General features: G+C 65.5%; 9 protein-coding genes. 4 read left to right on the top strand and 5 right to left on the bottom strand.

What is annotated here, in order from left to right:
* Positions 1–292: 292 nt before the first annotated feature.
* Positions 293–613 carry a PilZ domain-containing protein gene (locus J2R76_RS22705; RefSeq protein WP_076825009.1) on the top strand — a complete coding sequence of 107 codons (321 nt, stop codon included), beginning with the start codon at positions 293–295 and terminating at the stop codon, positions 611–613.
* 113 nt (positions 614–726) lie between these two features.
* Here J2R76_RS22705 and J2R76_RS22700 read toward each other — a convergent pair whose 3' ends face one another.
* The 3 genes from J2R76_RS22700 to J2R76_RS22690 form a co-directional block, all read right to left on the bottom strand.
* Entirely contained in the window at positions 727–1113 is a 387-nt protein-coding gene (locus J2R76_RS22700) for a hypothetical protein (RefSeq protein ID WP_253624985.1), read from the bottom strand.
* A gap of 381 nt (positions 1114–1494) precedes the next feature.
* Positions 1495–2523 (bottom strand): peptidoglycan -binding protein, encoded by a 1029-nt coding sequence (locus J2R76_RS22695; RefSeq protein WP_057016193.1) that lies wholly within the window; start codon positions 2521–2523, stop codon positions 1495–1497.
* Positions 2524–2550: 27 nt separating this feature from the next.
* A complete protein-coding gene (locus tag J2R76_RS22690; RefSeq protein ID WP_253624984.1) occupies positions 2551–3537 on the bottom strand; it encodes a flagellar motor protein MotA in 987 nt (328 codons plus the stop codon).
* Positions 3538–4077: 540 nt separating this feature from the next.
* Between J2R76_RS22690 and J2R76_RS22685 the strand changes: the two genes are divergently transcribed.
* The 3 genes from J2R76_RS22685 (at position 4078) to J2R76_RS22675 (ending at position 9698) form a co-directional block, all read left to right on the top strand.
* On the top strand, positions 4078–5283 hold the full coding sequence (locus tag J2R76_RS22685; RefSeq protein WP_253604559.1) for an efflux RND transporter periplasmic adaptor subunit: 1206 nt from the start codon (positions 4078–4080) through the stop codon (positions 5281–5283).
* 6 nt (positions 5284–5289) lie between these two features.
* Entirely contained in the window at positions 5290–8445 is a 3156-nt protein-coding gene (locus J2R76_RS22680; RefSeq protein WP_253624983.1) for a multidrug efflux RND transporter permease subunit, read from the top strand.
* Between the two features lie 116 nt (positions 8446–8561).
* A complete protein-coding gene (locus J2R76_RS22675) occupies positions 8562–9698 on the top strand; it encodes an AAA family ATPase (RefSeq protein WP_253624982.1) in 1137 nt (378 codons plus the stop codon).
* A gap of 14 nt (positions 9699–9712) precedes the next feature.
* Here the strand turns inward: J2R76_RS22675 and J2R76_RS22670 are convergent, their stop codons facing one another.
* Together J2R76_RS22670 and J2R76_RS22665 are read right to left on the bottom strand one after the other, a co-directional pair.
* Positions 9713–10507 carry an inositol monophosphatase family protein gene (locus tag J2R76_RS22670; RefSeq protein ID WP_253624981.1) on the bottom strand — a complete coding sequence of 265 codons (795 nt, stop codon included), beginning with the start codon at positions 10505–10507 and terminating at the stop codon, positions 9713–9715.
* Positions 10508–10735: 228 nt separating this feature from the next.
* Complete coding sequence (locus J2R76_RS22665) at positions 10736–11818, bottom strand: SEL1-like repeat protein (RefSeq protein ID WP_057016198.1); 1083 nt, start codon at positions 11816–11818, stop codon at positions 10736–10738.
* Positions 11819–11824 lie beyond the last annotated feature (6 nt).

Raw genomic sequence — 11824 nt, 5'->3', positions numbered from 1 at the left:
AGCGCTCTTGTTGAAGGGATGTGGTCAAGACCACGGCCGCCACTTCACCAACAGTGCGGTCTCCGTGTCAAGCCGATGGCTGCCGACGCGGCCGGTATCCCGCTGATGGAATTGCAGAATCCCTGTTCGCTAAAAGCCCCGTCAAGATTCCGGTAAAGTTCAAGCGATCGCGCTAAGCCAGGCTTTACGGGGGGCCGTCATTGTGGCCGTTGCGGTTCTGTGCCGGGCGCGTCGAGCGACGTGCACGGCGTGCAATGTCTTTCAATGACCAATGGCTTCAAGGACGGCGACGATGGCGAGCAATGGAGCACGGACCAAGGTCAGTCGCGAGCCGCGGCGCCAGCTCAACAATCGTGCGGCCTGGATCACGGTCGACAACGGCGCGACCGAGAGCGAATGCGCCGTGGTCGACATTTCGCCGGGCGGCGCCAAGATCACCACCGAGGTCGAGTTCGAGGTGAATGACCGCCTCGCGCTGACGCTACTCGCTGATCATGCCAAGCGCTATCCGTGCGAGGTGGTCTGGCGTCGCGGCAAGACCTACGGGCTCAAATTCGTGACGGCCGAAGCCGAGCCGGTTGAACCGGCCGCGGAGCCGGCCGGCGCGACCTAGCGCGGCGTTCATCAATCAATGATCGAATGGACGTTCGGCGCAGGCCATCGCCGATCACATCGGCCGCGCGTTCAATTGTTCACGCAGGACTTCCCGCGCAAGCGTCGCTCGCGTCATCGCCGCTGCGGATTGTCGGCATTGCCGGTGGTGGTGCCCGTCGGGCCTCCCGGAAGCGCCGGTGCGGCGCTGCCGCCGCCGGTGCCCGAAGACGGTGCGACGCGCTGGCCGGACTGGGTCGGGAGCGCAGTGCCGCCGACGCCGTTCGACGGTGCGGCGCGGTCGCCAGGCCTCGGCGGCAGCGGGGTGCCGCCGGTGTTCTGCGCGAGAAGCGGGGCCGGTGCGAGGATGAGGCCGGCGGCGACGACGATGGCAAATTTGGTCTTGAACATGTGCTGGTCCGAGATGGCGCGGTGAGGCTTGAGCGACAGGCACAGCCGCGACGGAGACGAGAGATCCGCCAAGCCCGCGAGATTGCGATACCAACATAACGTCAGCCGCATTTGATGCGTTCCCGGACGCCTCGCCAGGGCGAAGCAAATATCCGTGTAATGAACGGTCTCCACCGATCGCGGCGACGCCTCGCCGGTGTTGCGGATCTTTCGACATGAAGTTTGGACATTCATGTCGCGAGAATGCGGATGTGTGACTCACAGACCTCGCCACACACTCAATGTCGTCCTGGCGAAAGCCGGACCCATTACCCCAAATCTCAATTGTTGCGCGATGCTGGGGCCACGATCCCGTCCAGGATCAAGTGCGGTGGTTATAGGTCCTGGCTTTCGCCAGGACGACGAACGGATAGTGCCGTGTGCCCGTCCCACGGGTTGACGCAAACACAGTCGAGCCCGGCAATGACGACTGGTTGGCCAGGCGCCGTCGCCCTAGCGTTCCGTCAGCTTCAGCTCGATGCGGCGGTTGCGCTTGTAGGCCTCTTCGGTCTGCGCGGTGTCGAGCGGCTGGAATTCGGCAAAGCCGGCGGCGACCAGGCGCTGCGCCGGCACGCCGAGCGAGACCAGGTACTGCACCACCGAGATCGCGCGCGCCGAGGACAGCTCCCAGTTGGACTTGAACAGCGGGCTGTTGATCGGCCGCACGTCGGTGTGGCCGTCGACGCGCAGCACCCAGGCGATCTCGGGCGGAATCTGCTTGTCGAGATCGATCAGCGCGCTCGCGACCGTTTCGAGTTCGGTCTTGCCCTCGGGCAGCAGCGTCGCCTGGCCGGTGTCGAAGAACACTTCCGACTGGAACACGAAGCGGTCGCCGACGACGCGGATATCGGGACGGTTGCCGAGGATCGCACGCAGCCGGCCGAAGAATTCCGAGCGGTATTTCGACAGTTCCTGCACCCGCTGCGCCAGCGCGACATTGAGGCGCTGGCCGAGATCGGCGATGCGGTTCTGCGATTCCTTGTCGCGTTTCTCGGAGGCGTCGAGCGCCTCCTCGAGCGCGGCGAGCTGGCGGCGCAGCGCGCTGATCTGCTGGTTCAGCAGCTCGATCTGCGCAAGTGCGCGCGACGATACGGCCTTCTCGGACTCCAGCGCCTTGTTGAGTTCGTTGGCGCGGCCCTGCGCGTCGCTGCCGGAACTCGCGAGCCCCTCATAGAGTCCCTTCATGCGGTCACGCTCGCCTTCGGCGGAAGCGAGCCCGGCGCGCAGCTGCGCTACCTGGTCGTCGAGCGTCAGCTTGGAGAGCTTCTCCAGCGATAGCAGGTCGTTGAGCTGAGCGATCTTGGCGGTGAGCTGTTCCAGCGCCTTGTCCTTGCCGGTGACCTCCTGCGACAGGAAGAACTGCACGACGAGGAACACCGACAGCAGGAACACGATCGACAGCACCAGCGTCGACAATGCGTCGACAAAGCCGGGCCAGTAGTTGAAGCCGGATTCGCTGCGGCGCGAGCGGGCGAGGGCCATGGGTGTCTCCTTGGGCTTGCTCCCCGGCTAGCTTTTCTCGGGCTGGCGGGCGAGGCGTTCGAGCAGCCGCTTGATCTCGCGGTTCTGCTCGCCCTGGCCGTCGGCCCATTCCCGGATCATCTGCTGCTCGGTGCGCATATGCGCAACCAGTCCCTGGATCGCCTCGGCAAGATTGGCCATCGCGGCCGTGGTGCTGCGGCCGCCGCCGCCTTCCTCGAGCGCGGTGCGGAGCCGATCGATCGCGCCCTGCATGTCGCCGGAGTCGCCGGCTTCATCGCCGGAAATGCCGCGCACGGTGCCGGCGAGCCAGTCCTCGAGGTCGGTGTAGAAGCGGTTCTGGGCCTGGCTCGACTGCAGGTCGAGGAAGCCGAGGATCAGCGAGCCGGCGAGGCCGAACAGCGAGGACGAGAACGAGATGCCCATGCCGCCGAGCGGCGCGGCGAGGCCCTCCTTCAGCGTATCGAACAGCGCGCCGGAGTCGCCGCCGACCTTGAGCCCGTCGATCACCTTGCCGACCGAGCCCACCGTCTCGATCAGGCCCCAGAAGGTGCCGAGCAGGCCGAGGAACACCAACAGGCCGGTCATGTAGCGCGAGATGTCGCGGGCTTCATCGAGGCGGGTTGCGATCGAATCGAGCAGATGTCGCATGGTCTGCTGCGAGATCGACATCCGCCCCGAGCGTTCGCCGCCGAGGATCGCGGCCATCGGGGCAAGCAGCGTCGGGCGGCGCTCGATCGCAAGGCCGGGATCGGCGATGCGGAAATTGTTGACCCAGGCGACCTCGGGATAGAGCCGGATCACCTGGCGGAACGCCAGGATGATGCCGATCAGCAGCACCGCCCCGATCAGGGCGTTCAGCCCCGGATTGGCAAAGAAGGCGGTGACGATCTGCTTGTACAGCACGACCCCGACCAGGCCGCAGAGCACCAGGAACACCAGCATCCGCACCAGGAAGATACGAGGCGAGGACAGCTTGCTCAATTCGATCTCCATGTCGGAGCGGGAAGGAGGCATTGCCGGGTCATCCGTTCGCGAGGCCGCATCTGCGAGCAATATGGCACAGCGGCGGAGTGAGGAAAGCCGATTCCAGGGGCAGCAAACAGGACCTTGAGTTGGAATCTCGTGGGCCGTTGCCGCTTTGCACGGCTTTCCGACCGCTCGGCGCATCACCATCCGCTGAACTGCACACCCCACCCGCAGACCGCGAAATGAGGTCGGCTTGCACGCGTCGTTCGGTGAGGCGAACGCGACGATGGTGATTCGGTCCGATGGTCTCGGTGTTGCGAGGTGCGGCATTCCGCGCAGGCAAAATGGCGGGGTTCCCGCTCACGCAGACCTTAATGCATTCCCACAGCCTGCGATGGAACCCGCTCACAATGCGGTGACAAGACAAAAGATGCCGCGAAATCAGAGTGATAGCATTCTGTGACATTGAGCCGCCCAAAAACGCATTGCGTCGCAGCAAGCAGATTTTATTTTCATCGCAGCAACGCGAGCGGTGTCGCCGTGACACCGCCGTTCGTTTGTTCAAACCTTTCAGGGGCGATTATCTCAATGTCTGGACTTCGCGCGCAATCGGCATGCATTGCTCTGATGCTGGCCGTGACGGCGCCACTGCTTGCAGGCTGCGACGAGCCGAACACCGCAACCGCCGCCGTGCAAGCACCCGAGCCGGACGTCAGTGTCGTCACCGTGAAGCCGCAGGCGCGCGCGATGCTGCGCGAGCTGCCGGGCCGCATCGCGCCGACCCGTGTTTCCGAGGTACGCCCGCGCGTCTCGGGCATCGTGGTCAACCGCATGTTCCATCAGGGCAGCGAGGTGAAGGTCGGCGATCCCCTGTACCAGATCGATCCGCGCCCGTTCGAAGTCGAATTGCAGTCGACCGAGGCGGCGCTGGCGCGCGCCAAGGCCGTGCTCGAACAGGCCGCGCTGCAGGCCCGCCGTATCGCCACCTTGACCAGCCAGCGCGCGGCGCCGGAAGCCGAGAACGAAAAGGCGATCGCGACGCTGAAGCAGGCCGAAGCCGATGTGCAGGGACGCGAGGCCGAAGTTGCGCGCGCCAAGCTCAATCTGGATTATGCGACGATCCGCGCGCCGATCGACGGCACCATCGGCGCGGCGCTGGTCAGCGAGGGCGCGCTCGTCGTGCAGAACGACGCCGCGAGCCTTGCGACCATCCAGCAGCTCGATCCGATCTACGCCGACTTCCAGCAGTCGGTGACCGAGATGAACCAGCTCCGCCGTGCCTTCGAGAGCGGCGATCTCGACCGCATCGCGCCCGACGCGATGAAGGTGCGCCTCGTGCTCGACGACGGCTCGATCTACCCGCTGCCGGGCAAGCTGCTGTTCTCCGACGCCAAGGTCGACGCCTATACCGGGCAGGTGACGTTGCGCGGCGAGTTCCCGAACCCGCATCGCATCCTGCTGCCGGGCATGTATGTGCGCGTGCTGATCGAGCAGGGCATCGACAGCGATGCGATTGCCGTGCCGCAGCAGGCGATCCAGCGCAATGGCGGCGGCGGCAGCGAGGTGTTCGTCGTCAAGGCCGACAATCACGTCGCGGTGCAGCCGGTGCGCACCGGCTCGCTGCAGGGTGGTTCCTGGTTCGTGACCGATGGCCTGAAGGCCGGCGACAAGGTCGTCGTCGAGGGGTTCCAGAAATTCGCCGCCGGCGACAAGGTCCGGCCGCAAGCCTGGCGCGAGGTCGACGCAGCTGCAGCACCGACGGATTCGCACCAGACCGCGCACGCAGTGCGGTGATCCGATATGCCTAGCTTCTTCATCGACAGGCCGATCTTCGCCTGGGTCGTCGCGCTGTTCATCTGTCTGATCGGCGCGATCTCGATTCCGCTGCTCGCGGTCGCGCAATATCCGATCATCGCGCCGCCCTCGATCTCGATCTCGACCAGCTATCCCGGCGCGTCGCCGGAGAACCTCTACAACAGCGTGACGCGGCTGATCGAGGAGGAGCTCAACGGCGCCGCCAACATCCTGAACTTCGAATCGACCTCCGACTCGCTTGGCCAGGTCGAGATCATCGCCAACTTCAAGCCGGGCACCGACACCAGCCAGGCTTCGGTCGAGGTGCAGAACCGCCTCAAGCGCGTCGAGGCGCGGCTGCCGCGCGCCGTGATCCAGCAGGGCATCCTGGTCGAGGAAGCCTCGTCCGCCGTGCTGCAGATCATCACGCTGAACTCGACCGACGGCTCGCTGGATGAAGTGGGCCTCGGCGACTTCATGATCCGCAACGTGCTGGGCGAGGTGCGCCGCATCCCCGGCGTCGGCCGCGCCACGCTGTATTCGACCGAGCGGTCCTTGCGGATCTGGATCGATCCGGCCAAGCTGGTCGGCTACGGCCTGTCCGCCGACGACGTCAACAAGGCGATCACGGCGCAGAACGCCCAGGTCGCCTCCGGCAGCATCGGCGCCGAGCCGAGCACAGATACCCAGAAGATTTCCGCGCAGGTGCTGGTGAAGGGCCAGCTGTCCTCTCCCGACGAGTTCGGCGCCATCATCCTGCGCGCCAACGCCGACGGCTCGACGGTCCGCCTGCGCGACGTCGCGCGGATCGAGATCGGCGGCCTCAGCTACCAGTTCAACACCCGCCTCGACGGCAAGCCGACCGCCGGCCTCTCGGTGCTGCTGTCGCCGAAGGGCAATGCGCTGGCGACCGCGAGCGCGGTCGAAGCCAAGATGAAGGAGCTGTCGCGCTTCTTCCCGGCCAACATCTCCTACGAAATCCCCTACAACATCACGCCGGTGGTCGAGGCTTCGATCAAGAAGGTGTTGACGACGCTGGTCGAGGCCGTCGTGCTGGTGTTCGTCGTGATGTTCCTGTTTCTGCAGAACATCCGCTACACCATCATCCCGACGATCGTGGTTCCGGTGGCGCTGCTCGGCGCCTGCGCCACGCTGATGATCGCGGGCTTTTCGATCAACATGCTGACGATGTTCGGCATGGTGCTGGCGGTCGGCATCCTCGTCGACGACGCCATCGTCGTGGTCGAGAACGTCGAGCGCATCATGGCGGAGGAGGGCCTGCCGCCGAAGGAAGCCACCAAGAAGGCGATGTCGCAGATCACCGGCGCCATCATCGGCATCACGCTGGTGCTGATGGCGGTGTTCGTGCCGATGGCGTTCTTCCCCGGCTCGGTCGGCATCATCTATCGGCAGTTCTCGGTCACCATGGTGGCGGCGATCGCGTTCTCGGCGCTGCTCGCGCTGTCGCTGACGCCGGCGCTGTGCGCGACCTTGCTCAAGCCGGTCAAGAAGGGCCACAGCCATGCCAGCAAGGGCGTGTTCGGCTGGTTCAACCGCGTGCTCGACACCAGCCGCGCCGGCTATGTCAGCACGGTGCAGGCCGGGCTGAAGCGCACCGGCCGCCTGATGCTGATCTATCTGGTGCTGTTCGCAGGCGTCGCCTACGGCTTCGTGCGGTTGCCCGGCGGCTTCCTGCCGGTCGACGACCAGGGCTTCATCACGACCGACGTGCAGACGCCGTCGGAGTCGTCCTATGCCCGGACCGAAGCCGCGGTCGAGCAGGTCGAGAAGTACCTCAAGGACCGCGCCGGCATCGAGAACGTCACGTTCCTCACCGGCTTCAGCTTCCTCGGCCAGGGCATGAACACCGCGCAGGCCTTCATCACCCTGAAGGACTGGTCGGAGCGCGGCCCGAAGGATTCCGCCGCCGCCATCGTTGCCGACATCAACCGCGATTTGTCGTCGATCCGCGACGCCAGGATCTCGGCGTTGCAGCCGCCGCCGATCGACAACCTCGGCAATTCCTCGGGCTTCTCGTTCCGCCTGCAGGACCGCGGCCAGAAGGGTTATTCGGCGCTGATCGCCGCGTCCGATCGCCTGATCGCGGAGGCCAATGCCAGCCCGATCCTGCAGAAGGTCTATGTCGAAGGCCTGCCGCCCGCGCCGCAGGTCAATCTGATGATCGACCGCGAGAAGGCGGGCGCGTTCGGCCTCACCTTCGAGGACATCAACAACACGATCTCGACCAATCTCGGCTCGAACTACATCAACGACTTCCCGAACCGCGGGCGCATGCAGCGCGTCATCGTGCAGGCCGACAAGACCAGCCGCATGAACGCGGACGACATCCTCAACTACAACGTCAAGAACAGCCGCGGCCAGCTGGTGCCGTTCTCGGCCTTCGCCACCATCGAGTGGACGAAGGGGCCGACGCAGATCGCGGGCTTCAACTACTATCCGGCGGTGCGCATCTCCGGCGAGGCGCGGCCGGGCTTCACCTCGGGCGATGCGATCGCCGAAATGGAGCGGCTCGCCGACAAGCTGCCGCGCGGCTTCGGCTATGAATGGACCGGCCAGTCGCTGCAGGAGAAGCTGTCGGGCTCGCAGGCGCCGTTCCTGCTCGCGCTGTCGGTGCTGGTGGTGTTCCTCTTGCTGGCCGCGCTCTATGAGAGCTGGACCATTCCGCTCGCGGTGCTGCTCACCATTCCGCTCGGCATTCTCGGTGCGGTGGTGGCGGCGACGATGCGCGGGCTCTCCAACGACGTCTATTTCACCGTCGGTTTGATCACCATCATCGGTCTTGCCGCCAAGGACGCGATCCTGATCATCGAGTTTGCCAAGGATCTGCGCGCGCAAGGCAAGCCGCTGGTCGAGGCGACAATCGAGGCCTGCAGCCTCAGATTCCGCCCGATCCTGATGACCGGTCTGGCCTTCGTCTGCGGCGTGCTGCCGATGGCGATCGCGACCGGCGCCGGCGGCGCCAGCCAACAGGCGCTCGGCACATCGGTGATGGGCGGCATGATCGCGGTCGTGATCCTCGCGCTGCTCCTGGTGCCGGTGTTCTTCGTCAGCGTGCAGCGCGTGCTGGCCGGCGATCGCGAAACGGCGCCGGGGCAGGGTGAGGTATATGGCCCGCCCGCGCCGGCAAGGATCGGTCACTGACATCAGGGACCGGTGCTGCTCAGATCAGCAGCTTGCTTTCGCAAGCTGACCAATCCAGATTGCAGCTCTGGATTGAACGGGAAGCGTTTGGGCAACCCGGGGATTGAGGGCATGCGATGCGGCCGAGCGATATTGCGATCTCGAATTATCGCTCGATCCGGCGGCTCTTCATGCCCATCCAGCCGCTGTCCGTCTTCGTCGGCGAGAACGGCGTCGGCAAATCCAACCTCTACAAGTCGCTGTCGCTGCTGCGCGACGCGGCCACCGGCCGGATCACCCGCACGATCGCGGACGAGGGCGGGCTGAACTCGGTCTATTGGTCGGGCCTGCGCAAGCGCGGCGAGGATGCAAGGCTGCGGTTGGCCGTGAGGCTCGACCACGTCAGATATTCCATCGAGCTCGGATTCCCGAGCCCGGTCGTGGCGGCATTTCCCGGTGAGCCGATGATCAAGTCCGAAACGATCGAGGCGACCCACGGCAAGAAGACAATACTGATGTTGGAGCGCACCAACTCACTCGTCAGTGTCCGCGATGAGAACGGCACCTGGAGCCAGCACAATGATGCGGTGCTGCCGTCGGAAACCGCACTGGCCGGATTTTCGGATGGTAAGGGAAGTCCCGAGATCGACCTGATCCGAAATGCAATGCTGAGTTGGCGATTCTATCACGACTTCCGGACCGATCCGGCGTCGCCGATACGAAAGCCGTGTCTCGCGATCACGACACCTTCGCTGAGCGCCGATGGCCACGATCTGGCTGCCGTGTTGGCAACCCTGTTCACGATCAGGCAGGATGCCGGCGATCTGCAGGATGCGATCGAGGACGCATTTCCGGGCGCCGAACTGCGGGCTTGGGAAAAAAATGGGCTATGTGAATTCCAGTTGCAACTGGAGGACATGCCGCGGCCATTCAAGGCGCACGAACTATCCGACGGCACGCTGAAATATATCTGCCTGCTCGCCGTGTTCATGGGCTATCGGCTGCCGCCGTTCATCGCGCTGAACGAGCCCGAGACCAGCCTGCATCCATCGCTGCTGGCGCCATTGGCGCGGCTGATCGCCAAGGCATCGCGCCGTGCCGACATCTGGATCGTCACCCATTCGGAGCCTCTGATGGAAGCGCTGCGCAGCGAGAGCGCGGTGCCGCTGCGCCGGGTGATCAAGACGAAGGGCGCCACCACCATCGAGGGCCTGACCGCGGGCGGTGAATTTCGTGACGGGCAGGACGACGATGATGAGGATGACGACGATTAAATCGCGCCGTCGCGTTACTGCCCGAGCGGCTTCAGGATCTTGATCAGCTCGCCGTGCACGAACTCGTTGCCGCAGACGATGTGGCCGGTCTGCAGCGGGTCGTCATTGCCCTGGATGCCGGAGACGGTGCCGCCGGCTTCGCGGACCATCAGCAGGCCGGCCGCGACGTCCCAGGCCTGCAGATTGCGCTCCCAATAGCCGTCGAGCCGGCCGGCGGCGACAAAGGCGAGGTCGAGCGAGGCGGCGCCGAAGCGGCGGAAGCCCGCGACCTTGGTCTGCAGCGCCGCCATCTCCTGCAGCGCCAGCTGGTGACTACCGCGGCCGATATGCGGCAGGCCGCAGGCCACGACGCATTCGTTGAGCTGGCGGCGGCCGGCGACGCGCAGGCGCTGGTCGTTGAGGAACGCGCCTTTGCCGCGCTCGGCGATGTAGAGCTCGTCATTGGCGGGATTGTAGATCACGCCGGCGATCACGGTGTCCTCGCGCTTCAGCCCGATCGAGATCGCGAATTGCGGGATGCCGTGCAGGAAGTTGGTGGTGCCGTCCAGGGGATCGACGATCCAGGTGTGGCTCTTGTCAGAGCCTTCGCGCTTGCCGCCTTCCTCGCCGACGAACCCGTAGCCGGGCCGGGCCTTCTCGAGGTCGGTGTAGAGCATCTCCTCGGCGCGCTTGTCGGCGAGCGAGACGAAGTTTGCCGGCCCCTTCAGCGACACCTGGAGATGTTCGATCTCGCCGAGGTCGCGCTTGAGGCTGCGGCCGGCGCGGCGCGCGGCCTTGACCATGACATTGATGAGAGCGGAATAGAGCATGATGGAAGCTGGTGGCTTTCGAGCGTTGGAAATCGATCGGGCAGCGTAGCAAGACCCTGCCCGTCATCCTGAGGAGCGCGGAACGCGCGTCTCGAAGCATCGACGGCCCGGTCCGGGGCCGTGCATCCTTCGAGGCTCGCTCCGCTCGCACCTCAGGATGACGGGAAACGGCCTGTGGCGCCCTGGGTTTCGGACTGGGTGCCCTCTGGAAGTGGCGCCGTCAAGGCGTCATTTGACGTTGTTTCCGATCCATTTTCGCGCGGCTGCCTCGGCCTTGGCGCGGTCTTCCGGGCTCATATCGGCGAGGATGTCGTCGAGATCGGGGTCGCCCTTGCCGGCGGTCTTGGCGACCGTGTGCCATTTCAGCGCCTCGACCTTGTCCACCGGGGCGCCGGCGCCGGTCGCCAGCACATGGGCGAGGCGGTTTTGCGCGATCGCGCTGTTCTGCCGGGCCGCCTTGCGCAGCAGCGCCACCGCCGCCGGCACGTTCCGCGGGGTGCCGGAGCCGTTGTAGAGCGCGATGGCATATTCGACCTCGGCATCGACATTGTCGGCCAGCGAGGCGGCCTGCAGCAGCCGCGCCGCCTTCTCGAGGTCCTTCGGCACGCCGGTGCCTTCCTTGTAGAAGGTCGCGAGCGCGTATTGCGCCTCGGGGCTGCCGGCGTCGGCGGCCATGCGCAACAGCTCGGCGGAGCGGCGGAGGTCCTGCGGCAGGGTCTGGCCGTCGAGATAGAGCAGCGCGAGATTATAGGCCGCCTTCGGCTCGCCGAGCTTGGCCGACGACGCCAGCAGCTTGACCGCGGCATCCTTGTCCACGGCGCCGCCGCGGCCGGCGATCTTCATCATGGCGAGCGCGAACATCGCCTCGCGGTCGCCGGCATCGGAGGCGCGCTTGTACCACTCGTCGGCCTTGACGTAGTCGCGCTTGACGCCGAGCCCATTGGCATAGAGCTCGCCCAGCATCGTCATGGCCTTGGCATCGTTGTTGTTCTGCGCGCGCGCGGTCGCGAGATCGAACGCGGTCTTGTACATGCCGCGCTGATAGGCGCCGTAGACGAGGTCGACATTGGGATCGTCGACGGCCTGGGTCGGGGTCGGCGAGGGCGTCGGAGATGCGGCAGGCTTCGGCGTCGCGGAGGCGGCGGGCTTCGGCGTCGGCTTCTTCGCGACCGGCGAATGCACCTTCGGCTTCGGAGCCTCCTTCTTCGCAGGCGGCGTCTGTGCCGGCGGCGTGATCGAGAGCTGCGCCATCGCGCCGCTCGCCAGCATCGTGCAGCCGAGCGCAACAGCTATCGGACGCAGGCATTTCATTCCGGC

Origin of the sequence: Bradyrhizobium sp. USDA 4532 (assembly GCF_024171315.1) — a bacterium.
In the GTDB taxonomy this organism is placed as follows: Bacteria; Pseudomonadota; Alphaproteobacteria; order Rhizobiales; family Xanthobacteraceae; genus Bradyrhizobium; species Bradyrhizobium australafricanum.
The sequence above is the reverse complement of the archived record's forward strand: the minus strand, read 5'-3'. Positions and strand labels throughout refer to the sequence as shown.